The sequence below is a fragment of the Alloalcanivorax dieselolei B5 genome (genome assembly GCF_000300005.1).
Lineage (GTDB): Bacteria > Pseudomonadota > Gammaproteobacteria > Pseudomonadales > Alcanivoracaceae > Alloalcanivorax > Alloalcanivorax dieselolei.
The window spans coordinates 2643635-2669008 of the sequence record NC_018691.1 but is presented as its reverse complement, the minus strand read 5'-3'; the positions used below and the strand labels follow the sequence as shown (position 1 = coordinate 2669008).

General features: G+C 64.4%; 22 protein-coding genes. 14 read left to right on the top strand and 8 right to left on the bottom strand.

Features of this window, described 5'->3' with window-relative positions; translation table 11 throughout:
• Positions 1-73 precede the first annotated feature (73 nt).
• Positions 74-1645, top strand: coding sequence for a GMC oxidoreductase (locus tag B5T_RS11975; protein WP_014994769.1), 1572 nt, complete (start codon positions 74-76; stop codon positions 1643-1645).
• A gap of 37 nt (positions 1646-1682) precedes the next feature.
• Here the strand turns inward: B5T_RS11975 and B5T_RS11970 are convergent, their stop codons facing one another.
• Positions 1683-2558: a LysR family transcriptional regulator gene (locus B5T_RS11970; protein ID WP_014994768.1), complete on the bottom strand. Its 876-nt coding sequence runs from the start codon at positions 2556-2558 to the stop codon at positions 1683-1685.
• A gap of 243 nt (positions 2559-2801) precedes the next feature.
• Here B5T_RS11970 and gstA point away from each other — a divergent pair, with 243 nt between their 5' ends.
• From gstA to B5T_RS11935, 7 genes are all read left to right on the top strand, one after another.
• Positions 2802-3407, top strand: a complete 606-nt coding sequence (gene gstA / locus B5T_RS11965) for a glutathione transferase GstA (protein WP_014994767.1) — start codon at positions 2802-2804, stop codon at positions 3405-3407.
• A 130-nt stretch (positions 3408-3537) separates the two neighbouring features.
• Positions 3538-4374: a class I SAM-dependent methyltransferase gene (locus B5T_RS11960; RefSeq protein WP_014994766.1), complete on the top strand. Its 837-nt coding sequence runs from the start codon at positions 3538-3540 to the stop codon at positions 4372-4374.
• Between the two features lie 99 nt (positions 4375-4473).
• Positions 4474-5352 carry a LysR family transcriptional regulator gene (locus tag B5T_RS11955; protein ID WP_014994765.1) on the top strand — a complete coding sequence of 293 codons (879 nt, stop codon included), beginning with the start codon at positions 4474-4476 and terminating at the stop codon, positions 5350-5352.
• Between the two features lie 54 nt (positions 5353-5406).
• Positions 5407-7884 (top strand): ATP-dependent helicase HrpB, encoded by a 2478-nt coding sequence (gene hrpB, locus B5T_RS11950; protein ID WP_014994764.1) that lies wholly within the window; start codon positions 5407-5409, stop codon positions 7882-7884.
• Between the two features lie 122 nt (positions 7885-8006).
• Positions 8007-8801, top strand: coding sequence for a thioesterase family protein (locus B5T_RS11945; RefSeq protein WP_014994763.1), 795 nt, complete (start codon positions 8007-8009; stop codon positions 8799-8801).
• Positions 8802-8805: 4 nt separating this feature from the next.
• Positions 8806-9447: a 1-acyl-sn-glycerol-3-phosphate acyltransferase gene (locus tag B5T_RS11940; protein WP_014994762.1), complete on the top strand. Its 642-nt coding sequence runs from the start codon at positions 8806-8808 to the stop codon at positions 9445-9447.
• Between the two features lie 355 nt (positions 9448-9802).
• Positions 9803-10747 (top strand): IS110 family RNA-guided transposase, encoded by a 945-nt coding sequence (locus tag B5T_RS11935; RefSeq protein WP_014994761.1) that lies wholly within the window; start codon positions 9803-9805, stop codon positions 10745-10747.
• 88 nt (positions 10748-10835) lie between these two features.
• On the opposite strand, the gene B5T_RS11930 is transcribed toward B5T_RS11935, so the two are convergent.
• Together B5T_RS11930 and B5T_RS11925 are read right to left on the bottom strand one after the other, a co-directional pair.
• Entirely contained in the window at positions 10836-13052 is a 2217-nt protein-coding gene (locus tag B5T_RS11930; RefSeq protein WP_014994760.1) for a TonB-dependent receptor, read from the bottom strand.
• An 81-nt stretch (positions 13053-13133) separates the two neighbouring features.
• On the bottom strand, positions 13134-14369 hold the full coding sequence (locus B5T_RS11925) for a GAF domain-containing protein (protein ID WP_014994759.1): 1236 nt from the start codon (positions 14367-14369) through the stop codon (positions 13134-13136).
• Between the two features lie 156 nt (positions 14370-14525).
• Between B5T_RS11925 and B5T_RS11920 the strand changes: the two genes are divergently transcribed.
• On the top strand, positions 14526-14789 hold the full coding sequence (locus tag B5T_RS11920) for an acyl-CoA-binding protein (RefSeq protein WP_014994758.1): 264 nt from the start codon (positions 14526-14528) through the stop codon (positions 14787-14789).
• Positions 14790-14834: 45 nt separating this feature from the next.
• Here the strand turns inward: B5T_RS11920 and secD are convergent, their stop codons facing one another.
• From secD to B5T_RS11900, 5 genes are all read right to left on the bottom strand, one after another.
• A complete protein-coding gene (secD, locus tag B5T_RS11915; protein ID WP_014994757.1) occupies positions 14835-17318 on the bottom strand; it encodes a protein translocase subunit SecD in 2484 nt (827 codons plus the stop codon).
• A 74-nt stretch (positions 17319-17392) separates the two neighbouring features.
• Complete coding sequence (locus tag B5T_RS23200; RefSeq protein ID WP_148279257.1) at positions 17393-17776, bottom strand: hypothetical protein; 384 nt, start codon at positions 17774-17776, stop codon at positions 17393-17395.
• 159 nt (positions 17777-17935) lie between these two features.
• Positions 17936-18181, bottom strand: a complete 246-nt coding sequence (locus B5T_RS11910; RefSeq protein WP_014994755.1) for a hypothetical protein — start codon at positions 18179-18181, stop codon at positions 17936-17938.
• On the bottom strand, positions 18178-19146 hold the full coding sequence (locus B5T_RS11905; RefSeq protein ID WP_014994754.1) for a DMT family transporter: 969 nt from the start codon (positions 19144-19146) through the stop codon (positions 18178-18180). The genes B5T_RS11910 and B5T_RS11905 overlap by 4 nt, the downstream gene beginning before the upstream one ends.
• A gap of 117 nt (positions 19147-19263) precedes the next feature.
• On the bottom strand, positions 19264-19731 hold the full coding sequence (locus B5T_RS11900) for a CopD family protein (RefSeq protein WP_014994753.1): 468 nt from the start codon (positions 19729-19731) through the stop codon (positions 19264-19266).
• Between the two features lie 204 nt (positions 19732-19935).
• On the opposite strand from B5T_RS11900, the gene B5T_RS11895 reads away from it, so the two are divergent.
• The 5 genes from B5T_RS11895 to B5T_RS11875 all read left to right on the top strand — a co-directional run bounded on the left by B5T_RS11895 (position 19936) and on the right by B5T_RS11875 (position 25373).
• Complete coding sequence (locus B5T_RS11895) at positions 19936-20697, top strand: M90 family metallopeptidase (RefSeq protein ID WP_014994752.1); 762 nt, start codon at positions 19936-19938, stop codon at positions 20695-20697.
• 185 nt (positions 20698-20882) lie between these two features.
• On the top strand, positions 20883-22013 hold the full coding sequence (locus B5T_RS11890; RefSeq protein ID WP_014994751.1) for a glycosyltransferase: 1131 nt from the start codon (positions 20883-20885) through the stop codon (positions 22011-22013).
• Positions 21997-22770, top strand: a complete 774-nt coding sequence (locus tag B5T_RS11885; protein ID WP_014994750.1) for a DUF2334 domain-containing protein — start codon at positions 21997-21999, stop codon at positions 22768-22770. The genes B5T_RS11890 and B5T_RS11885 overlap by 17 nt, the downstream gene beginning before the upstream one ends.
• Positions 22767-23762, top strand: coding sequence for a lysylphosphatidylglycerol synthase transmembrane domain-containing protein (locus B5T_RS11880; RefSeq protein ID WP_014994749.1), 996 nt, complete (start codon positions 22767-22769; stop codon positions 23760-23762). The genes B5T_RS11885 and B5T_RS11880 overlap by 4 nt, the downstream gene beginning before the upstream one ends.
• A gap of 87 nt (positions 23763-23849) precedes the next feature.
• Positions 23850-25373, top strand: coding sequence for an alpha/beta hydrolase family protein (locus tag B5T_RS11875; protein WP_014994748.1), 1524 nt, complete (start codon positions 23850-23852; stop codon positions 25371-25373).
• Position 25374: the final 1 nt, after the last annotated feature.

Here is a 25374-nt window from a genome sequence, read left to right as displayed (position 1 = left end):
GCCTGGGGGCGCGGCATCGTCGCGGGGCTTTTGGGGGCTGTCCGGATTGGGAACGGAGCAAGGGGGAAGCGCCATGGAAACAGTGGCGACACTGATTATCGGCAGTGGGTTCGGCGGGTCGGTGATGGCCTGCCGGCTGGCGGAACGCGGGGAACAGGTGGTGGTGCTGGAGCGGGGACGCCGCTGGCAATCGCGGGACTACCCCAGCGTCAGCCAGGACAACTGGTTATGGGATGAGGACGAGCCCGAGCATCAGAATGGCTGGCTCGACTTCCGCTACTTCGGCGACATGAGCATCGCCATGGGCGCGGGCGTGGGCGGCGGTTCGCTGATCTATGCCAACGTCAGCCTGGATGCCCGGCCGGAGATGTTCGAACAGGGGTGGCCGGAAGCCATTCGCTACCCGCAATTGAGCCGCCATTACCACACCGTCGGTCAAATGATGGGGGTGCAATCGCTGCCGGACAATCAATGGACACCGCGTACCCGCCTGATGCACGAAGCGGCGGAAAAGCTCGGCCACGGTGGCCGTTTCAAAGTGGTGCCGCAAGCGATCCAGTTCGATCCGGACTGGCATGCCGGCCTCGATGACGCCTACGACTATCGCCACAGTAAAACCTGGACCAACGCCCACGGCCGTGAGCAGGGTACCTGCGTGCATTGCGGCAATTGCGATCTGGGATGCCCGGTGAGCGCCAAGAACACCCTGGATTTGAACTATCTGGCGCGGGCCGAGCAGCACGGCGCCGATATCCGCCCGTTGCACCATGTGCGCTGGATACGCCCGCTGGAGGATGGGCGTTACGAGGTGGGCGTGCGTGATCTGCTGGCCGGTACCTGGCGCCGCTACCGCGCCAACCGGGTGATCGTCGCCGCCGGCAGTGTCGGTTCCACCGAGTTGCTGCTGCGTTGCCGCGATCAGTACCGCACCTTGCCGAAGCTGAGCCGGGCGTTGGGACGAAATTGGAGTTGCAACGGCGACTTCTTCACGCCGGCGCTCTATTCCGATCGCGAGATCGCGCCGACCCGCGGCCCCACCATCACCAGCGCCATCGATTACCTGGACGGCAGCGACAATGGCGCCCGCTACCTGGTGGAGGACGGCGGTTTACCGGACCTGCTGGGTAACCTGCTGGAGCACACCGCCCGGCACCCGCGGCTGGCCCGCACCCGCCTTGGCGCGGCGATGCTGGAATATGGCGAGGACAGTAACCCGTTCCTGCGCATGATGCCGTGGTTCGGCCAGGCCGTGGACGACCCCGGCGGCCGTTTCCGCCTGGGCCGGCGCTGGTACGCGCCCTGGAAAAAGGACCGGCTGCGGCTGAAATGGGATTACCGCAAGGCGGAAAAAGCGGTGCAGGCGCTGGCCGACCGCCACCTGGCGTTGACCGAAGCCACCGGCGGGCGGGGCATGACGCCGGCCACCTGGAAGTGGTTCAAGAATCTGGTGACCCCCCATCCGCTGGGTGGCTGCGGTATGGCCGACGACCCCAAGCAGGGGGTGGTGGATCACAGCGGCGCGGTATTCCACTATCCCGGCCTATACGTGGTGGACGGTGCCATGGTGCCCCGTGCCCTGGGATTGAACCCGTCCAAGACCATCGCCGCCCTGGCCGAGTACGCCGCCACGCGAATGCCGGATTAACGCTTCGCCGTGCCGTCACTGATGACGCGGACGCGGCTCAGATCGCGGCGGCCAGATGCTCCCGGAGTGCCTGCGCGGCTGGCGACGTTTGTCCCCGTGCCGAGCAGACCAGGCCGAACTCCCGCCGGATTCCAGGATCCAGGGGGAAATGCCGCAGTCCACGCAGGTTGTCGGGCAGGCTGGATTCCGGCACCAGGGAAACCCCCATGCCTTCGCGAACCAGCGCACAGGCGCTTGCCCAGTCCCGCACGGTGACGCGCACATCGGCCAACTCAAGACCGGCCTGGCGGGCCAGGCTGTGCCCGTTCACCTTGCAACCGCCGGTGGCGAGAATAAATGGCTGTGCCGCCAGCTCCGCCAGCGTGATGCCCCGCGAGGTGGCGCGGCGGGCAAGTTCATGGGTGCCGGGAACCAGCGCGACCCAGGCATCACCGCCGAGCAGCAGCGCCTGACGCCCGGGGGCGGGATTTAACACGACCCCCAGGTCAATGGCGTCGTCCGCCAACCAGGCTTCCACTTCCTCATCGGTGCCTTCCAGGGAAACCACCTCGATGCCGGGGTGGCGCAGCTGGAAATCACGCAGCATGGGTGGCAACAGCGTCGAGATGACCGAAGGAAAACTGCCCAGGCGGAGACGCCCATGACGCAGGCCGTGGCTGTCATCGACCAGCGCGCGGATCGCGTCCAGATGGGCCAGCATGGCGCGGGCATGCTCCAGCATCGGTTCCCCCAGGGCGGTAACCCGAACCTGCTGTCGGGAACGGACGAACAGCGCCAGGCCGAGCGTCGATTCCAGCCGGGTGATGGCCTGGCTGGCGGCGGACTGGGTCATGCCCGACTGTTCGGCGGCGTGGGTGATGTTGCCGGTGTCGGCGACCGCCACCATCAGGCGCCAATGGCTGAGGTTCATCATCGTCAGTAGTCAGGCTAATGATTGGGAAATCGAATATTAATTTCTCAGCTTTTCCGCGGGGACGCAAACTGCCGGCACTGTTTCCCGATGAGTAGGGAGCCTCTGAAAAACGTCATGCCGGACTCGATCCGGCATCCCCCTCTACGAAGCCATGCGCCCTGTAGATGGAGATCCCGGGTCAAGCCCGGGATGACGGGGTGTTGTTCAGAGGTTCCTTGGTTTACCAATGCCTTGGAGATGCCGATGAAGCTCTATGACGCCCCGCGTACCTGTTCCTTGTCGCCGCACATCGTATTGCACGAGCTGGCGCTGCCGTTTGAACGGATTCTGGTGGATAACCGCACCAAGAAAACCGCCGATGGCCGCGACTTCCTCACCATCAATCCCAAGGGCTATGTTGCCGCCCTGGAACTGGACGATGGGCGGGTGCTGACTGAAGGCGCGGTGATCGTCCAGTACCTGGCGGATCTGCGACCAGAGCAGGGGCTGGCACCGCCGGCCGCTACCTGGGAGCGGGTGCGATTGCAGGAATGGCTCAACTTTGTCACCTGTGAAATCCATGCCGGCCTGGCGCCGTTATTCAACAGGGCATTAGCGGAGACCGCGGGAGGGCATTTCGTCGAGCGGCTGCGCCGGCGTCTGGATTATCTGCAGCCGATTCTGGCGGAACGTCGTTATCTGATGGAAAGCGGTTACAGCGTTGCCGATATCTATTTGTTCACGGTGTTGCGCTGGTGCCCGCTTTTTTCCATCGACCTGAATCCCTGGCCGGCGCTGAAACGGTACCTGGAACGTGTCGGTGAACGCCCGGCGGTGCGGGCGGCACTGCGGGGGGAAGCCGCTTCATAGCCAACGCCGCCGGGCTCGGGACAAGGGGGTATTCGTTTTGCCGGGGGTGGCCCTCGGCAAAAACGATTGGATGGCGTGGGCCGGCGTCGGCACACTCCCGGGTTTCAGGCAGAAGAAGCAGGGGAAGTGAATGAGCGATGCATTGCAATCCCGGGATTGGGCCAATGGGCGAGGCGGTAAATGGCAGGCTCAGCTGGGCGCCATCGAAGCCATGCTCAAACCGGTGGACAGGCCCCTGCTGGACGCCATGGATCTGAGCCGGCCCGGCCGTATCGCCGATATCGGTTGCGGAGGAGGGGGCACCAGTCTGGCCATCGCGGCACGGGCGGCCGCCGGCAGCCAGGTGTATGGTTTCGATATCGCCCCGGAACTGGTGGCCAGTGCCCGTGAGCGTGCGGCCGCCGCGGACGCTCCGGTGCTCTTCGAGCAGTCCGATGTCACCGTTGTCGATCTTCCCTTCCCCCGGTTTGATCAACTGGTGTCCCGCTTTGGCATTATGTTCTTCGCTGAGCCGGCGGCGGCGTTCGCGCGATTGGCGGACTGGTTGACACCCGGCGGCGGTTTCACTTTTGCGGTCTGGGGACCGGCGGATGACAACCTGTGGATGGACGGGGCGCGCCGTGAGGTGGCCGCGGTGATGAATCTGCCGGAGCCGGACTGGCGGGCGCCGGGACCGTTTCGTTACGGCGATCCCGATCCGTTGCTGGCGCTGCTGGCGGCCGCCGGCTTCAGTGGCTTGCATGTGGAGGAATGGCGCGGGCGGTTGCCGGTGGGGGGCGGACTGGCGCCGGAACCGGCGGCGGATTTCGCCTTGTCCAGTTTCGCCATCTCGGAGCGTCTGGCGGAGGCGGATGAGGCCCAGCGCCAGACCGCCCGGGAACGGCTGACGAAGCGGTTCCGCGCCCATGTGAGCAACGGCGAAGTATGGATGGGCGCGCGGGTCCACCTGGTCAGCGGACGGCGCTGAAGGTCCGGCGAGCTTCTCAACGCTATCCGATTCGGGCCATGATGCGGATCTGGCCGAAAGTCCAATCGGTCGGATAAAGAGCGATCGGATAAAGAGCGAATGGATCTGCAGCAACTGACCGTATTCGTGACGGTGGCCCGGGAAGGCTCCATCACCCGCGCCTCCCGCCGTCTGTGCCTGAGCCAGCCGGCGATCAGCGCCCGCGTTCAGGCGCTGGAGCAATCCCTGTCACTGACCCTGTTCCAACGTACCCCCCGGGGCATGAGCCTCACCGCCGACGGTGAAATCCTGCTGACCAGGGCGGAAGCGGTGCTGGCGGCCCGCCAGGACCTGTTGCGGCAAGCCGCCCGCCTGGGCGGTGGGCCGGCGGGCCGGTTGCGGCTGGGTGCTGGCCATAACATTCAGCCGGCACCGTTACGGCGTTTGCTTACCGAATTGGCGCGCCATCATCCCGATGTGGACGTGGCGCTGGAATACGGTGCTTCCCGGGACCTCGCCGAAGCGCTGCAGCGAGGAGCCCTGGACGCGGCTTTCTATCACCGCGCCGGGCCGGCGGAGGAAGGCCTGATCGCCTGGGAACTGGCCCGCTTCAGCATTCAGTTGGTGGCGCCGTCGGATTGGGTGACACCGGGGCCGCTCGATTGGCGGCGTCTGGAGACGTTGCCGTGGATTTGTCCCGGCGCCGATAGCGGCTGCGGCCGGGCGGCGGAAGCGCTGTTCCGGCGGCACGGCATCCGTCCCCCGCGCATCATCCGGGTCGACAAGGAAAGCATGACCCGGGGCCTGGTCGCCGCCGGTGCCGGATTGGGCCTGGTGCATGAAGGCGGCACCGATGAGGCACGGCGGCAGGACGGAGTGACCGTGCTCTGTGAAGCGGGCCCGCCAGTGCGCCTGGTATTCGCCCATCGCGCGGACCGGGCGGACGACCCGTTGCTGAACGTGGTCAGCGCTCTGGTGGACGGCGCGCCTGTGCACTGACGGGGCTTCAGCGCCACTGCCCGCCGGGCGGGTGCGTCTGTATCATGACGCGCCATGACCACGAATGCTTTTATCCCATCCGATTCCCTGCCGGTGGACGAGGTTCTGCCGGACCTGCTCGATGCCCTGCGACAGCACGGCGGTGCCGTGCTGGAAGCGCCGCCGGGAGCCGGTAAATCCACCCGGGTGCCGCTGGCCCTGCTGGATGCCGACTGGCGCCAGGAGCGCCGCATTCTGATGCTGGAGCCGCGCCGGGTGGCGGCCCGCTCGGTGGCCACTTATATGGCGTTGCAACTGGGCGAGCCGGTGGGGCAGAGAATTGGCTATCGCACCCGGCTGGACAGCCGCGCGGGCAAGGACACGGTGATCGAAGTGGTCACCGAAGGTGTGCTCACCCGCATGCTGCATGAGGACCCGGCTCTGGAGCGGTATGCGGCGGTGCTGTTCGACGAGTTTCACGAGCGTTCCCTGCAGGCGGATCTGGGCCTGGCCCTGGTGCAGGAAGTGCGGCAGGCGTTGCGCGAGGACCTGCGTCTGTTGGTGATGTCGGCGACCCTGGACGCGGAGCCGCTGGGCGAAGGGCTGGCGTTGCCGGTGGTGCGCAGCGAAGGGCGGCAGTATCCGGTGGAGGTGCACTATCGGGCGCCGGGACGGGAGCGCCATTGGCTGGATCATTGCGCCGACTGCGTGCGTGAGGTGGCGGGGGAGGGCACGGTGCTGGTGTTCTTGCCCGGCGCCGGGGAAATTCGCCGATTGAGCGAGGCCCTGGCCGGACTCGACTGCGCGGTGGAGGTTCTGCACGGTCGCCTCGATGGTGATGAGCAACAGCGGGTCCTGCGCGCCAGTCAGGGGCCGCGGGTGGTGCTGGCCACCAATGTGGCGGAGACCAGCGTGACGTTGGACGGCGTTACCACAGTGGTGGACAGCGGTTTGCAGCGTAGCCCGCAATACGATCCACGGCGCCATCGCAGCCGCCTGACCACCCGGCGTATCAGCCAGGCCAACGCTGACCAGCGCGCCGGGCGCGCCGGGCGGCTTGGGCCGGGCCAGTGCCTGCGGTTGTGGTCCCGGGAGGAAGTGCTGGCCCGTCATATCGAAGCGGAGACCAGCCAGGTGGCGCTGGACGGTTTGGTGCTGGATCTGGCCCGCTGGGGGTGTCGCGACCCTGGTGAATTGTTCTGGCTGACGCCACCGCCGGCGGGGCCCTGGCGGGCGGCGCGGGCGCGGCTGCAACGGTTGGGCGCGCTCGATGAGAAGGGCGCGCTCAGCGAGCTGGGCCGAGCGCTGGCGACGCTGCCAATGGATCCGGAGCAGGGGGCTTTGGTGGTGCGCGGTCATCAACACGGCTGCTCGGAAAGCGCGGCGATACTGGCGTTGCTGATTCAGGACGCGCCGGCGGGGCTGGACCGGGAAGTGGATTTGCAACGGCGTTGGCAGCGGTATCGAGCCCGCCCCGGGGATTGGCCGTTGCTGCGTAAAGCGTTGAGGCGTTTACGCGGCGTGCAAGCGGATCGACAAGAAGCCGATGCCAATCTGTTGGGACGGGTGTTGGCGGAGGCCTTTCCGGACGGCCTGGCCCGCCGGCGGGAGCAAGGCACAAGTCGTCATAGCGTCGCTGATGGTGCTCGTTACGTTCTCGCTGACGGCTCTGGCGCCCGTCTGCAACCGGGCTCGGCGCTGGCCGGCCATGAATGGCTGGTGGTGCTGGACACCGACGGTGATCCCAGGGAGGGCCGGATCCGGTTGGCTTGGGGATTGGACGGGGAAGCGCTGGCCACGGTCCTGGAGTCGGCTCCCTGGAAAGAACGGGTGGGATGGGACGAGCACCGCGAGCGGGTAGTGGCCGAGCGGATACGCGTCCTGGGTCAGCTGGTGATTGAGCAGCGTCCGTTGCCCTCGCCACCGCCGGCGATGATCGAACAGGGTTTGCTGGCCGGTATTCGTCAGCGGGGACTGGCGGTGCTGCCGTGGGAGCCACGCTGGCGCCAGTGGCAGGCACGGGTGAACTGGATGCATCGGCTGCGCCCGCAAGAGTGGCCGGCGGCGGACGACGGCAGCCTGCTCGCTACGCTGGAATCCTGGCTACTGCCGTTCCTGGCCGGGCACCGTGGCTTGCGGGATCTGCGTGCTTTGCCGCTGGGGCAGGCGTTGTCCCTGTGGCTTGGCCACGAACGGCAGGCGCGGTTGGATCAGTGGCTGCCGGAGCGCTGCACGGTGGCGTCGGGGCGTTCGGTACCGATCGATTATTTGCCCGACGGCGGCCCGCGCCTGGAGGTAAAGTTGCAGGAGTGTTTCGGCATGGAAGCGCTGCCGTCCCTGGCTGACGGGCAACTGCCTCTGACCGCCTCGCTGTTGACCCCGGCCGGACGTCCGGCCGCCATCACCGGGGATCTCGGCCGTTTCTGGCGGGAGGGCTACGCCGAGGTCCGCAAGGACCTGCGCGGCCGTTATCCCAAACACCCGTGGCCGGAGGATCCGCTGCGGGCCGAGGCGACGGCAAAGACGAAGAAGAGGAAGGCGTCGGACGTCTGACGTCCGACTTGTCCATGTCGCTATTAGCCTGATTGACCACGCATCCCGCAGTGTGATCGTTTCGGCCCTTTCCCTGGAACACGCCCTCTGCTATCAATAGCCGCTTTCGGAGGGAGCGAAATATGAAATTTGATTCCATTATGGTTGCGGCTGAAGCCAATGAAATGATTCTGCCCGAAGGTTGGGGGCAGGGCCGTGCCACCTTTGGCGGTTTGATGGGCGCTATTCTGATCCGCCACATGCAGGCTCATCTGGCGCGGGAACTGCCGGAGCCGCCGCCGTTGCGTTCGTTCGCCCTGACTTTTGTCGGTCCCGCCGTTCCGGGGCCGCTGGCGCTGGACGCGGAAATCCTGCGCAGCGGAAAATCCGTGACCCAGATGCAAGTGACCGCCCGTCAGGACGGCCAGGTAGTGAGCACCATGCTGGCCAGCCTGGGCCATGCCCGTGAGTCTTCCATCCGGGTCCAGGGACCGGCGGCGCCGGACTGGAAACCCGCCGAAGACTACCACGCCATTCCGTTCATGGAAGGCGTCTCCCCGGATTTCCTGCGCGAGTTCGAAATGCGCCCGGTGACCGGCCAGTTTCCCTACTCCGGCAGCGACAAGCCGGACTTCGAAGGCTACATGAGCTTCCGTGAGCGTCCACAACGCCAGGATGCCGCCTGTCTGGCCTGCCTGGTGGATGTCTGGCCGCCGTCGGTGATTCCGATGCTGACCAAGCGGGTGCCTTCCAGCTCCATGACCTGGATCATGGAATTCCTGGAGGACCCGGCCGAGCTGCCCTGGACTGATCATTGGCAGTACACCGTGCACACTGACAGCTTCGCCGACGGCTACGGCCAGAATCGCTCGGTGATCTGGGATGGCGAAGGCCGTCCGGTGGCGTTCAGCCGCCAGACCATCGTGGTGTTTGGCTGATTCCATGAGCGGGCTTGAGCTGCCTCCTCTGCATCCGGCGGACCTGGGAGCGCGGGTGCCGCGCCGCGGCAGTGCGCCGATGGCGCTGCTGGGCCGCTGGATTCTTCGCGCCATCGGCTGGAAAGTGGTCGGGCGTTTGCCCGATATTTCGCGGGCGGTGATGATCGCCGCCCCGCACACGTCCAATTACGACGGGCTGGTGGGCATCAGCGCGATCCAGAGCCTGCGCCTGGACATCCGTTTCATGGCCAAGCACACCTTGTTTCGGGGCCCCACCGGTGTGCTGCTCAAGGCACTTGGCGGTATCCCCGTGCACCGGGACCGCGCCGGCGGGCTGGTGGAGGAAACGCAACGATTATTGGCGGCAGGCGATCCGTTCTGGCTGGGCATCACGCCGGAAGGCACCCGCACCGGGGCGCAAGAATGGAAGACCGGTTTCTATCGGATTGCTGTGACGCTGGAACTGCCGATCATCGTGGTGACGTTCTGCTACCGCCGCAAGGAGGCACGGATCCTGGACGCGTTCTGGCCCACCGGCGATGTGGAGAAGGATCTGGAAGCGATTTACGCCTTGCTGGACGATGTCGAACCGCGCCATCCGGAAAGGTTGTCGGCGCCGCTCAAGCGCCGCCGGCAACATCTGTGAAAAAACTCGCGCTCGGACAGATCCCAGGGACATGAATTCAGAGATTGCTACAAGGCCGCTGTAGGAGCTTGCCCTGCAAGCGAATCGGGCTTTCGGGCCCCAGAAATTCGCTTGCAAGGCAAGCTTGTATGGTTTCCCGGCAAGTCTTAGAAAGAAAAGACTTGTCGGGGTGGAGGGACCAGGCAAGCTTCTGACCCTAGGGTACAGACTGTGGGAGATATGGCCCCACCCCGCACCTTCAAACGCCGATAAGGAATCCATCGGCTGAGCGCACACTCAGACCGACGATACTCTGCAAGCCAGCGTTACGGTGCGCCCCGACAAGCCCATTTAACCTAGCTGACAGGGGTGCCCCATGGCAATGCCGGCAAGCCGCCCGGAGATCGGGATTGATGTGGCCAAAGACGACCTGGTGATTCACCTCCAGGACCTGAACCAAACCGTCACCATCGACAATACCCCCCAGGCCATCCGCCAATGGCTGGCCACCCTCCCCAAGGGCTGCGATATCGCCATTGAGGCGACCAGCACCTATCACCTGGACATTACCGAGCGCGCACACGCCAAGGGCCACCGGGTCTATGTGGTGGACGGCTACCGCCTCAGCAACTACCGCAAAGGCGTTGGAGGGCGGGCCAAGACGGATCTGGCCGATGCCCAGTTGCTGGCCCGCTATCTGCGCAGGGAGAAAGACGAGTTACGCCCATGGAGCCCACCCCCAAAGGCGTACCGGGTGCTGCAGAGCCTGCTGCGTCGCCGCGCCGCCTTGGTTAAGGCCCGCACGGCATTACGCCAGAGCCTGAGCGGAGAACCGGAGCTCAAGGCCCCGCTACAGGCCCTGATCGCCGAAATGGACCGGATTGACACTCTGATCCAGAAACGGCTCAAGAGTGCGGTGAGGGCCGCAGGCTTACAGACCCAGGTCCAACGCTGCGACGCCATCGATGGGGTCGGCGAGCTCACCGCCACCGCCTTGGTCATGGCCTTCCTGAGAGGGGACTTCAAGAACAGCGATGCCTTCGTGGCCTTCCTGGGGCTGGATGTCCGAGTGCGTGACTCTGGTAAACTCACAGGCAAGCGTAAGCTGACCAAGCAAGGGGATACCGAGGTCAGGCGACTGCTGCACTGTGCCGCCATGAGCGCCTCTCGACACCCGGTCTGGCGCGCCTTCTATCAGCGCTATCGGGATCGGGGACTGCACACCACCCAAGCCTTGGTGATCCTGGCCCGGAAGATCGCCCGCACCGCTTTCGCCCTGATGAAGCAGCAACAAGAATATTGCCCCGCAAAGCTCTTTTAAGGGTTGCGGGGCACCATAGAATCTCCTACAGCGGCTTCGTAGCGTGTAGGTGTGTTAGAAAGTCATCTCAAATAAAGGGTCACGGTGCTCAGTACTTGACCGAGTAGGAGAGGGTGTAGGTCCGCCCCCGGCCACGCTGATCGAACATGGCATCCGGGCCGTAGTAACCGCCGTAGAACAGTTGCGCCCGCTGGCCCCAGATGGTGCCGTAGTCGCGATCGAACAGGTTCTGGATGCCCACGGACACGGTGCCCACCGGCAAGCGCTGGCTGGCCATCAGATCCACCAGGGTATAGCCGTCGATCTCGTTATCGTAGTCGTCGTCCAGATCGTGGACATAGGTGCTCTGCACGCGGGCACGGGTGCCGCGCTGCTGCCAGCCGAGGTAGGCGGTGGCTTTTGACAGGCTGGCGGTGGTGGCCAGCTGCGGGTCCCATTCGCCGTCGTTCTTTTCTTCTGAACGGACAATATGGGCGTTGCCGCCGAGGCTCCACTGGTCGGTGAGAGAGTAATCCAACTGAGCTTCGATGCCGTAGTTGCGCTTCTTGTCGTCTTCCACGTCCACCGACAGATCGCCGCTGTTGATCTGCAGCGTCTTGTCCGACCAGCTGTAGTAAACCGCGCTCTGCGCGTTCCAACGCTCGCCGTAGCCGCGCCAACCCAGTTCCACCTGCTCGGTCTTGATCGCATCCATGGGCTGGCCGTCCACGTCGATGCCGCGCTTCAGTTCCGCGTAACCGCTGCTCTCGTCGTAGCTGCCACGGCCATAGTACTTGGCCGGATCGGCCAGTTCGAAGCCCTGGCTGTAGTTGATCCAGAGCTGGTGACCGTTGTTCAGCTCCTGGATAAAGCCGGCATTGAACAGGGTGGCGTGGTAGTCATTGCTGCCGCCGGGGATGGCGTCGGCGCCACTTAATTGGCCGCGTGCGATTTTGACCTGCTGAGCCACGGCGATGAAGTCATCCACCTCCACGTCCATGCGCTGATGGCGCAGCCCGCTGCTGAAGCGAAGCGTGTCGGTGATCTGCCAGTCGGCCTGAACGAAGGCAGCCAGGCTGTCCACCTGATAGTCGGGATAGCGGCCCAGTTTGTTGACCCGGTCCAGATCGAGGCCACCGCTGTCCAGCACCCGCTGGAAGTCGAACAGCATCTGGTCGGAGTCGAAAGTTTCACGGTCGTAGTCCACGCCATAGGACACCCGGAACCGGTTCCAGTCCTTCACCAGCATGGCCTTGAGGCCGGCCAGGTCGGTGTTCTGCCGGGACGCCGAATAGTATCCGGTGGGGGCGTTCGGGTCGCTGCCCCGGTCCAGATAGGGGAAGGGGTGGAAATCCATGGTTTCGCTGCGGGTGAAGGCTTGCAGATACAAAGTCTGGCCGAGCACGTCGCCATGGCGGTAATTGGCGCTGAGCTGGTAGCGGCGCGTGGCGGGTTCCCGGTCGGAGTTGAAGCCGGAGCGCACGTCGAACGCTTCCGGATCGGCGCCGGTCACCGCCGACAGGTTCTCGCCCAGATACAATCCTTTGTCACCGTCGTAACCGGAATCATAGAACTGACCGAGCAGTTGCAGGTTCTGGTTTTCGTCCGGCTGCCATTGCAGCGAGCCGAGCAGGTCCACGCTGCGGTTCTCCTGCAGGTCGGTCTGGCTGATGTCGGGCAGCACGGCGTCACCGTTGCCGTCGTAAAAGCTGCCGTTCTTCTGCACCGCCACGCCGAGGCGGCCGTGCAGGGTGTCGTTGCCGCCGGAAATGGACTGGGCGGCGCGCAGGTCGCGATCGTCGCTGTTGTTGAAGCCGCTGGTCACGCCCAGTTCGGTTTCATAGACGGCCGGCCCGCCCTGGCCCTTCTTGGTGATGATGTTGACGATGCCGCCGGTGGCGCCGCCGCCGTAAATCGCGGAGGCGCCGGAGAGCACCTCTATGCGCTCGATGTTGAACGGATCGATGCTGTCGAACTGGCGGCTCAGTCCCCGGGAAGAGTTCAGCGACACGCCGTCGATCATCACCAGCACCGAGCGGCCGCGCATGTTCTGGCCATAGTTGGTACGGCCCTGCGGGCCCACGTCCATGCTCGGGATCAGCGTGCCCAGAGCTTCCTTCAATGATTTGCCGGAACGGACCTGCTCTTCGATCTGTTCCTGATAAACCACATGGATACTGCCGGGCACCTGGCTGATCTGCGTCGGCGCCCGGGAGCCGGTGACCACCACGCTGTCGAGACGGTTCTCGGCATGGCTGGCGGCGGTCACGGCCAGCAGTAACGGTGACAGGACGGCAAGGCCCTTGAAGGTGTTCGCACGTGACATTGGCACTCCCCAGGTCAGCTTTGTAATTCGCCGGGGAGGATAGGGGCATTGATAATGGTTATCAATGCGAAAATGAAGGTCTTATGTCACGGTACCTTGCGGTTGCTGTTTCTCCCGGGCGCGGCGGATGAAGGACTCCCGGCCGAGGGCCGCGATCATGGCGTAACCCAGCGGCGTGGCAATGGCGTCACAGGCGGAACGAACGTGTTCATCGAACGAGTCCAGGGACGCCAGCTCCAGGATGCCAAGGGTGTGTTTGCCCTGCCGGATCGGCAGGAACAGCACCTCGCCGGGGCGGATCTGGCTGTGGCCGGTTTCCAGGTCCATATAGCCGCCGGGCACCTCGTGGCGCACCGAGGCGCCCTGAATCTCCAGGGCCGAGGCGAGAAAACCATCGGTTTCGACATGGGACTGTTCCCGCGCCGTCTGGCCGAGGCCGCGTGCCGCTTCCAGGTGCAGGCCGTCCTCCTCCAACCGGTAGCCGGCGCCGGCCACCGCCGGGGTGTTTTCGATCAGAAACGCCAGTGCCTTGTCGAGCAGTTCGGTGACGCGCGGATTGCCGGCGATGTGGGCGGTGAATTCATTCAGCAGACGCTGCCGCCGGGCTTCCCGGTCGGCATTGTCGCGCCAGCGCCGCAGCCGTTGTGATTCGGCGTTGCGCAGCAGCATGTTGGCGAAGTTGCTGCGGGCGCTGGCGTCGAGCATGTAGCCGTTCAGGGCGCACACCAGCAGCGGGAAGCCGTAGTACAGCAGCAGTGAGATCGGCGTGATGCGCCAATCCTGATAAAGCGCCACGCCCAGGGCGATGATCAGGGCGCCGAGGGACCAGAACAGGGTGCGGGTCGGAGGCAGCCGCAGAATGGAGAAGCCGATGATCAGTACGTAGATCGTTTCAAACGCCGCCACCTGGCCGAGGAAATGGTCCTGCAAGTGGATCGCGCCGATCAGGGTGCCGGTCAGCGAGATCATCAGTGCCAGCCCGATCAGCGTGGCCACCAGCCGCTGTACCGCGGGGACATGGATGGCCGCCAACAGCAACGCCAGTGAACAGGCAATGGGATAAACGCCGAGCGCCTGCCAGCGGCCCAGCGATGGGTCCTTCACCAGCAGCGATACCGGCACCACCACGATCAGGAAAATCGCCAGCAGGATGTACACCGATCGCCGGATCAGCTTGGTGGCGCGATGTTCCGCGTAGACGATGTAGTCGTCTTCCAGGGATCCGGGAAAACGTACCCAGAGAGTGCTCAACGCGCGTTTCAGGGCGCGTTCCTGTTCCGCTTCCAGAGGTCGCGTCTGGGTGCTGTCAGTGGCCATGGAGTCCCCCGTTCTTTGACGTTGCTGCTTATTATGTGGTCGCTGCCCGGTTGCTTCCGTTGGCGGGTGCGGACACTATTTGCCGAACCGGAGCATGATAGCGCGCCGGGCAACGGACTAATGATAAATGGGTAACACAACCTGAAGGTACGAATAATGGCGTATGAAGAGCAGTTTGAACAGGCCCGGAAGGACGTACAGACCCTGTCACGCAAACCGGGCAACGATGACCTGTTGTATCTGTACGCCCATTTCAAGCAGGGCAGCGTCGGCGACGTCACCGGCAAGCGGCCGGGCATGCTGGATATGGTGGGGCGCGCCAAGTACGACGCCTGGGCCAAGCTCAAGGGCATGGACCAGGACAGCGCGCGGCAAAACTACATCAGCAAAGTGGAAGCGTTGCAGAAGAGTCACGGTTGAGAGCCGGCCGCCGGATGCCTTTCCGGCGTCCGGCGGCCTTGCCTCTCAAGGCCGCTCCGCCAACACCTCCGTGTCAGCCCGTGGCGTCGGTCGCCAGCGCGCCAGGAACAGGGCCATGGGCGCGGCGATGTACATGGAAGAAGTGGTGCCGACAACAATGCCGAACAGCACCGGCAGGGCGAAGCTGGCCACCGCGCCACCACCCAGCAGCCCCATCGGCAGCAGCGCCAGGAAGGTGGTGGCGGAGGTGAACAGCGTGCGGGTCAGCACCTGGGTCAGACTGACATTGAGCAGCGTCTCCAGCGGCTGATCCGGATTGAGCTTCTGGTTTTCGCGGATGCGGTCGAAGACCACCACCTTGTCGTTCACCGAGTAACCGATCAGCGTCAGCAAGGCGGCGATGGCGGTAAGATTGAATTCCACGCCGGTCAACACGAAGAACCCCAGTGTCTTGCTCACATCCAGCAGCAGGGTGATCAGCGCCGCCCAGGCGAAATGCCGTTCGAAGCGTAGCCGCAGGTAGGCGAACATGCCCGCCCCGGCCAGCAGCACCGCCAGAATACTGGCTTCGACGAAGCCGCCGCTGACCGCCGGGCCGACCATATCCACCCGTGGGAAACGGCTGTCGGCGTGCAGACCGCTGATCGCCGTCTTCGCTGTTTCCACCACCGCGTTACCATCGTCACTGGCGGGCATCCGCACCAGAAAGTGGCCGTCATCGGCGAACGGCTGCAACGCCGCGTCGGTGAGGCCGGCGTCCCGCAATGCCTGCCGCAGAGCGTTCTCCGACAGCGACGAGGGCACCTGAACCTCCATGGCGATGCCGCCGAGGAAATCGATGCCCTGATTCAATCCCGGCCAGGCCAGAGAGCCCAGGGACAGTACCGACAGCAGCACTGACAGCGTGATGCCCAACGCCTTCACACGCATGAACTGGATCGGCTGTTGGCGTTGCCGCAGGCGCTGAAATCCGGGTACCTCCGGCAGGACCAGCGGTTGCCGCTGCCGCCGTCGCAGCCGCCACTCCATCAGTAACCGGGTCACCGACACCGAGGTGAACATGGACACCAGCAGCCCCACCGCCATGGTCACGGCGAAACCGCGCACCGGACCGCTGCCGAAACCGAACAGCAGTCCCACAGCGATCAGCGTGGTGATGTTGGCGTCGACGATGGTGGCGAAGGCGCGCTGGAAGCCGGCGCGCAGCGCCGCCATGGCATTCTTGCCTTTCTCTGTTTCCTCGCGGATGCGTTCATTGATCAGAATATTGGCGTCCACCGCCATGCCGACGCCAAGGATCAGACCGGCGATGCCCGGCAGCGTCAGCGTCGCGCCGAAACTGGCCAGTAAACCCAGTACCAGCAGAACATTGATGGCCAGAGCGGTATTGGCGATCACACCCCAGCGGCGATAAATCGAGATCATGAACACCAGCACCAGAGCCGCGCCGAGGGCACCGCTGAGCACGCCCATGCGAATGGTGTCGCCGCCGAGTTCCGCGCCCACCGTTCGCTGCTCCACGACGTGCAGCGGGGCGGGCAAGGAGCCGGCGCGCAACAACATGGCCAGGTCACCGGCCTGCCGCGGGGTGAAGTTGCCGCTGATCTCGCCGCGACCGGCGGTGATCGGGGTACGGATGACCGGCGCGGTAATCACTTCGCCGTCCAGCACCACCGCGAAGGGCCGCCCCACGTTGTGGGTGGTGATGTCGCCGAACAGGCGGGCACCGTCGCCGTCCAGCGTGAAGTTCACCACCGGCTGATGGGTGCGGCTGTCGAAGCCCAGCCGGGCGTCGGCCAACTGGCCGCCGTCCAGTAAAGGTGTGGCTTCGACCTGGTAACGCCGGCCGTCTTCCGCGCCCGGCAGCACCAGGGGGCGATCCGGGCCGCTGCCATCGGCGACCAGATGGAAGGTCAATCGCGCGGTGCGGCCAAGCAGGGCGGTGATGCGTTCCGGATCGGTGACGCCGGGCAGTTGCACCAGAATGGCATCGTCGCCCTGGCGGGTGACCCGGGGTTCCACCACGCCGGTTTCATCAATGCGGCGGCGCACCACATCCAGACTGCGTTCCACCGCATCGCTGACCACCTGTTGCGACAAACTGGAAGAGGGCCGCAACACCAGGGACGGACCGTCGTGGGTCACGGAAAGCTGGCGGCGGCCCTGATCATCCCGGATGTCCGAGGCAAGCCGCAGGGCGGCCTCCATGGCGGCAGCCGGGCGGATGGCCAGGCGCACATGATCACCATCGACCACCGGGCGGCCGTGTTGAATGCCGTTGCGGTCCAGGCGCTGCCCCAGTTCCTGCGCGATCTTGCGGGTTTTCTCCGCCAGCAGTGGTCCTTGTTCGACTTTCAGCAGCACATGGGAGCCGCCCTGGAGATCCAGCCCCAGGGACAGATGGTGCTGGCGATACCAGTCCGGCGCCTGTTGCAACGCCGCCGGCGGCAGGATACTCGGCAGCGCGGCGAGCACACCAAGCAGAATGACGAGGGCATAAGCCGTCGCCCGTAAGCGAAATCGGTTCAAGTTCGTTCTCCATTAAAACCACTCTCCGCCGGGCGCGCACGCGAAGGTGCCGCCGTGTGGCGGTGTTGTTGGGGTCAGAGCGTGGAGAACGCGGGTGGGGCGCGGGGAGCCTGTGGCCGGTAGTGCTCAGCAACCACCGCCAGGGGGCGGTTCAGGGAAAGCGGGCCGGGGCGCGACGGTGTCGGCGTTGCCGACGGCAGCCACGGTAATAGAGCCGCGTTGCCGTCGTCGTGGTGATCAGTGGCAAAAGCGTCGCTACGGACCTGATAGCCGGAGGGCAGAGCAAGTTGAGCGGCCCCGTCGAGGGGTTGGGTGTGCGGCCCGCCTTCGCGGGCGTCAAACGCCTGACCGGAATGCGGCGTGGCAAGCAGCATCAGCACCCATAGCAGATGGGCGAGCAGGCTCCCGGCCGGTTCACGGCGGTTGGGGCGCAAGCTACGGGATGACGGTGCGGCCAAGTCGGGTATCCGGTGGTGGTGGATTCAGGATCGCCGGGTTAAACCGGCCCAATCCAGCCCAATAGAGTAGCGCCATCAAATGGGGGCGGCGAGCATCGGCTTCAACGGGGGTAATGGAAAATCGAAATCGTGATATAGAATTGGCATTAATAAGATTGTCTATATCATTGAAATTAAAGCAATTGAAATTCCAATCAACATCATCATCAAAAGCAACGTGGCCGCCATCGACAGCCCCCGGGCCCACAGCGTGGAGGGGCGCCCCACCGCATCCATGCGGCCCGCCGCCATGGCGTCCAGATCCTTTTGCGCCCACCACCAGACCACCGGCCCCAGGGGCGCGAACAGCAACAGGCTGACCACCGCCAGTGCCAGCAGCGTGCCGCCACGATCCGGCTGGATCACGCGCGGGCTGCCCGGCGCTGATCGACCCAACGTTTGAGCACTCGCCGTATCGCGCTCCAGCGGTTCACCAGTAGCGCCAGGAAGATCATCGCGCAACCGCCCAACTGGGTGGCGTTCATGGTTTCGCCGAACCACAGCGCCGCCAACAGCGCGGTCCACATCGGCTCCAGGATCATGATCACCACGCCATGACTGTGCATGGACAGGCTCTGCGCGTAGGTCTGCAGAAAGAAACGCGCGGCGGTACCCAGGGTGGCGCTGGCGATCACCCAGGCGGCGATCACCAGTCCCAGTTCGCCGGAATGGAAAGTGGGGCTCCAGGGCTCCAGCAGCAAGGACGCGGTGCCGGTGACCAGGCCCACCGTGACCAGCACCACCGAGGTCAGCGCCAGTGCCGGCACCCGTTCTCGGGTGGTGGTCCGGCCGCCGGTAGCGGTGATGGTGGCGTTATTGGCGGCGCGGGTGTTGAGGGTGAAAAACAACGCGAAAATCATCGCCGAGGCAAGGAAGAACAATTGCCCCAGTTCGCCCTGGAAGCCGCCGTCCAGCGACAACAGCGCCAGCCCACACACCGCCACCGGCAGCGCCAGCCAGGTGCTCAGCGGCGGATGCTCCTTGAACACCAGGCGCGCCATGACCGGGACCAGCACCACGCCAAGGCTGGTGATGAAAGCGCCTTCACCGACGTGATTGCCGTAGTGCAGCCCCATGATCCAGAAACTCATGGCGGCGCCGAACACCATGCCTACCTGGATGCTGCGCCAGTACTTGTCCCGATTCATGCGGCGCAATTGCCGCTGTCCCACCAAGGCCAGAATCAGGCCGGCCAGCAGAAAACGCAGACACATGAACAAAAGCGGCGGCATCAGCAGCACCGCCTCCTTGGAGAACATCCAACTGACTGCCGCCAATAAGGTCACGCAGACCAGCAGAAGATCCGATTTGGTCGAACTGGGAAGGGCCATAACTCCGCTACAAGTGTGGGACCGCATTGCACGGCGATGCGGATTCTAGCACGGCGGCATGGCGGCTTCACCGGCCACGAACCTGGCCGTGGCGCCTGTTTCGTTACATGCAGGCTCTTAGAAATAGGGGCCGGCGGCGGCGATGCTGATCACCAGCAGACCCAGCAGCAGGTTGATGCCGACAATGCGCCGGATCTGTCCGATCTGAAAAGCGGCATCGGCGTTATGACGGACCGTTACCGCCTGGCGCAGACGGCGAAAGGGCGCAAAGTAGACGTGAGCGAACAGCGCCATCATCACCAGGCCCAGTGCCAGCATGGTGTGCACATAGGCGCCGGTGGCACCCATGCCGCCATAGACGCCGAATACCATCCACAGACCGGTGACCAGCAACACCGCCACGCAACCCCACACCCAACGGAAAAAACGGTCCAGAGTGTGAAGCCACAGGCGTGGCCGGGACTGCGGATCCAGAGTGGCGCCCATGGCGGGGCGCAATGCCATGTAGGCGAAAAACATGCCGCCGACCCAAATCACCGCCGCCAGTATATGCAGCACCAAAGGCACGGCCATGGACAACACCATTGTTTTCTCTCCCGGGGATAAAAGCGCTAACACGGATGCAGGAGCGGAGTGTAGCAGGCGGCGGGGTGGGCAGCACGACAATCGCGGTCCGCGCGCCTGGGTTTTGAAACAGCCTGCAATCGTTCCGTGCTTGTACGTGTGGCGGGAACGGGGCAAGCTGCCAGAGCGCTTCCGCGCGACCCTGTTCCATCTGCTGGACCTCTCATGTTCGACCGTACCCGTCTGTGGCTGGAAAACCGACGTTTGGCCCGTTTGCCGGTGACCCGGGCGCAATGGGAAGACGCCATCGCCGACTGGGCGCCAGCACGGCGTTACCAGGGAGAGCGCCGCGAGCGGCTGTTCCAGCAGACGCTGCGTTTCCTGTTGCGTAAGGAGTTTCGTGGCGGTGGCGATTTCCAGGTGACCCCGGCCATGGAACTGAAGATCGCCACCATGGCGGTGGTGATGATCATGGGCCTGGACCTGGGTTGGTATGACGGCTGGTACACAGTGATCGTCTACGAGGACGCTTTCGTCACCCCCGGTGATGAGATGGACGAGTTCGGTATTGTTCACAGTGAGGGGCGGGTGCTGGCCGGGGAAGCCTGGGACCGGGGACCGGTGCTGCTGTCCTGGCAGGATGTGCAGGCGGCGTCATCGGAGCCGGGGTTCAATGTGGTGCTGCACGAGATGGCGCACAAGCTGGATATGCGCAGCGGCGGTGCCAATGGCGCGCCTCCTCTGCATCACGGCATGGACGCGCGGCTCTGGCACGACACCTTCACGCGGGCCTGGAGCGCGCTGGAACAGGCCGAGCGGGAGGGGGAGCCTTTCCTCGATCCCTACGCCCTGCAGGATCCGGGGGAGTTTTTCGCGGTGATCACGGAAAGCTTTTTCGAGACTCCGGAGCCCCTCGAACAGATTCTGCCGGAGGTCTATGGCCAGCTGGCACTGTTCTATCGCCAGGACCCGCTGCACGCCCATTGATGCGTTTTACAACCCTTTACCAGCCCGACCCCAGGGAATTCGCGGGCTTGTGAAATTTTTCCTCCTTTTCTATTGAACGCTTGCGCCGTTCGTCCTATCACAATATTGAAACCCCCGGGTCATTACCGGGTCACAAATCGGTGCTGTCCCGGGCGCTCACCACAGGCGAGAGAAAGGAGTCACGCTTGAGAGTCGTCGATACCACTTTGTTTTATGCGCAATCCAGCGGCGGGGTGCATACCTATGTGGACAGCAAGCGCAAGGGACTGTTGGCCAGGGAGATGGAGCACAAGGTGGTGTACCCGGGCGCGGAGACGGTACTGCAGGGTGATTTCATTCAACTGCCGGCACTCAACCTGCCGATGGCGCCGGGCTTTCGTTTTCCCACCCGGGTGGGGCTGTGGAGTCATATCATCGCCGGTTTGCAACCGGATCTGATCGAGGCCGGCGATCCCTATACGCCGGCCTGGGCGGCGCTCCGGGCGGCCCGAATGCTGGACGTGCCGGCGGTGGCGTTTTACCACTCCGATCTGATCACGCTCCTGCACAACCGCATCAGCCCGATGCTGGACGGTGCCACCCGTGCCTACCTCAGGAAGCTGTACGACGGATTCGACCTGGTGCTGAGTCCATCCCGGGTGATGGCCGAGCGGCTGTGGGACTGCGGGCTGCATAACGTGGAGGTCCAGCCGCTGGGCGTGGACGCTCATACTTTCCATCCCAATCGTGCCGACCCTCTGGCCCGGGCGCGGTTGGGGCTCGGTGAGCACGCACGTTTATTGGTGTTCGCCGGCCGCGGCTCCCAGGAAAAACATCTGCCGGTGCTGTTCGACGCCTTGCGGCAACTGGGCCCGGGTTATCACCTGTTGCTGATCGGCACCGGGCCGCAACCGGACGCGCCGGGTAATACCACCGTGTTCGAGGACTTCCTGCCGGCGGCGCAAGTGGCGGCCTGGCTGGCGTCATCGGATGCGCTGCTGCACGCCGGGGATCAGGAAACCTTCGGGCTGGTCGCGCTGGAGGCAATGGCTTCGGCCATCCCGGTGATTTGCGCCGACGGTGGCGCCTTGCCGGAAGTCGTGCCGGCGGGTTGCGGGTTAAGAGTGCCGCCCCATGACGGGGTGGCCATGGCGGCGGCGGTGCGCGCCTTGTTCGAGGAGCACGATCCGGTGGCCATGGGCGAGCGCGCCCGCCGCCATGTGGAAGCGGAGCACGGCTGGGACAAGGTGGTGGACAGTCTGGTGCGCCACTACCGCAGGCTGGTTGGCGCCCGTCCTGAAACGCGGATATCGGAACACCATGGCCCCCAGACCTGATTCCCGCCCCGACAGTGCCTTCCTGTTGTCGCTGCACGATGTGTGTCCGGCGACCTGGGCGGATTATCAACCGTTGTTGCGTGCCCTGGAGCGCCACCCGCGAATTCCGCTGACGTTGCTAGTGGTGCCGGACTTTCATGGCGGCGGGCGCTTTACCGAGGACAAGGCCTTTTGCCAGGCGCTGGAACAGCGCCGCCAGCGCGGTGACGAGTTGGTGTTGCACGGCTATTTCCATCATGACGACAGTCCGCCACCGATCACGCCGGGGGACTGGCTGCGTCGGCGTGTGTTGACCCACGAAGGCGAGTTCGCTGCCCTCGATGGAGAAACGGCGGCAGCGCGAATACAGCAAGGACTGGCGATGTTTCACCAACTCGGCTGGCCGGCCCACGGATTCGTGCCGCCGGGGTGGATGACCAGCGCCGGTTCCCGCGCCGCCATCGCCGAAGCCGGATTTACCTATTGGACCGACCGGGACGGCTTCCATTGCCCCGGCAGCGGCCTGTTTCTGCAGACACCAACGCTGGTATGGTCGGCCCGCTCGCCGTGGCGCCGCGGGCTGTTCCAGGGGGTCAATCGGGCACGCGAATGGGCGCATCGCGCCGCCCCTGTATTGCGCCTGGCGGTGCACCCGGTGGACATGCGCCATCAACGTTCACGGCGCGCCTGGATCGCCACCATTGAGCGGCTGGCCGGCTGTCGCCGGGCGTTGACCAAATCCCAATGGCTGGACGAGTTGACCGGGGAGGCCGCGTGAGGCGCCGCTGGTGGCTGTTGCTCCTGGCTCTGGGGCTGGGGGCTCTGGTGCCGCTGCTGCTGGGGGGCGCCGGCGCCTTTCACGGGCTGGCGCGTGTTCCGGTGGGCTGGTTGCTGCTGATGGCGGCGATGATCTTCCTGTGCTGGAACCTCAATGCGTGGCGATTGCGCATCATGTTGGCGGACCGTGCCCTGGGGTTGGGCCACGGTGGCGCGCTCGTCACGGTGATGGCCACCGAATGCGTGCTCAACGCCACCCCCGGCGGTAGCGGCGCGCCCTTTACGCTGGTGGCGCTGTTGCGCCGTTACCAGGTGACACCGGCCACCGCCACGGCGGTGTTCGCGGTGGATCAGATCACCGACCTGGTGGTGTTTCTGGTGTTGCTGCCAACGGTGGCGCTGTACGGGCTGAGCCGTTATCTGAATCTGGAAGGCTGGTGGCAACTGGCATTGCCGATGGTATTGCTGGGGCTGGCACTGTTGTTGTGTTGGGCGGTGGCGAACCGGTTCAGTGACATCCTGCGATTGACCGACCCCTGGCTGGAACGCTGGCAGGTGCCGCTGCGGCGGCGTCGCGCCCTGGCCCGGGCGTTGCTGCGCTTTCGCCAGAGCATGGCGGAAACACTGCGGGTGCCGCGCCGTCGGTTGATGGCCTTGTTCGGTCTGTGTCTGGCGCACTGGCTGCTGCGTTATTCGGTGATTTATCTCACCGTGCTGGCACTGGACGAACATGTGGACTGGGTGTATGGCTTTTTCGTGCAGATGATGGCGATGGGAGCAGGGTATCTGACCTTGCTGCCCGGCGGCGCCGGCGGGGCGGAGGTCGCCGGCGCCGCCTTGCTGACGCCCTGGCTGGGAGCGGTGACCACCGCCACGGTGTTGCTGGTGTGGCGTTTCATGACCTTTTATCTGTATTTACTGGTCGGTGGCGGCTGTCTTCTGGTGCTGGCCGGCCGCGAGGCCACGGTGATGCTCGGCCATGGGGAACGCTGACTTTGTGATTGACGTCACATTTTGTTCCGTGCTCTATTCAGGGCGGGAATGACTAAAACCACATAACAACACAATAAGGATTTCACCATGCCAGCCACCCGCGAAGTGACTGGCCGGGCCCGTTTGTCAGGTGTATTGCTGCTTGCCGTCAGCCTGATGATGTTGTCCGGCTGTGCCCGGCTTTTCCCCAAACCCCAGTACGATCAGGGCGACCCCAACCGTCTGCACCATATTGGCAGTGATCTCAACGGGGCCTATGACCCTTACTCACGCGAGCACGAAGCCAATTTCAAATCCGTTGAGCGCTTCAACGCGGAGCGTTTCAAGGCGAAGAAAACCGAGGCGGAGAAAAGCAGGGCGGCGACGGATGATGCTGGCAACCGCGCCCTTTATGCACAGTATCAGTCTCTGCTCGATGACATCGAATTGGAGATGCTGGGGCAGGCGTGGCAGGAAAAGGGGCGCGGTGGTGACACTCTCAAGGTGCTGCTGTTTTTTCATGGCGGCCTCAATCATCCCCGTTATAACGATGAACGCCTGGACCATTATCTGAAAGATATGGAGGCCGACGGCTTCTATCCGCTCTATGTCAGTTGGCGTTCCGGTGCTTTCGTGTCGTTCTGGGACCGCTTCACCGCGGTGCGCAATGGCGGCATCGCCACGGGGCCGGTGGCGCCGGTGCGCGGTACCATCTATACCCTCAGTGATGCTCTGAGCGGTTTGGCGAAAGCGCCGGAAACCGGCTGGGATGCGGCGGCCGACAGCTTCGCCGCCGCCGATGCGAGACGGCGGGGCGTGGACCGGGACCGCTCTGATTACCTTCCGAGTGATGCGCTCTACTGGCCGGCCAGTGACTCTTATTCCTTCCTGGATCAGACCTTGTATCGCACCGGCCTGGTATTGCCGGGCGTGGTCCGTCTGGTCACCACGCCGGCGGTGCAGGGCCTGGGCACACCGGCCTGGAGCATGATGCTGCGCCGCACCAAGCACTTGACCACCATGGAAGCGGACGTGCTTGGCTATAACGAGGATTATTGTGGTGACGCTTGCGCAGTGGAAGGCAATGGCGTGGTGGCGGTACTGGCGCGGCGTCTCGATGCGATGAATCAGCGTTTGCCGGCGGGCATGACCATGGAAATCACGCTGGTGGGGCACAGTATGGGCGCCATCGTCGCCAACGAGTTGGTGTCTCTGTACCCGCAGCTGCCGTATAAAACCATCATTCATATGGGCGCCGCCGACAGCAGCCGCAACTGGATCGACAAAATGTATCCCTGGCTGAAAGACCACGCCGATGATCCGGACGTGGCGTTTTATAATCTGGTCTTGCATCCCACCAGTGAAGAACGGGAGGTGCGCGGCTATTTCCTGATTCCCAACGGCAGCCTGCTGGTGTGGCTGGATGACATGCTGACACAACCGGATCACATGCTGGATCGCCGCTCCGGCCGCTGGACCAACGCCCGTCACCTGCTTCCGTTTTACGAGGACGCGGGCAATGCCTACCTGAAAGTGTTTCCCGCCAACGACGACAGCGTGCCGCAGAATCACGGCGACTTTGGCAAGTTCCGTTATTGGCGGGAGGACTTCTATTGGGGACGGGAAGGTTAAA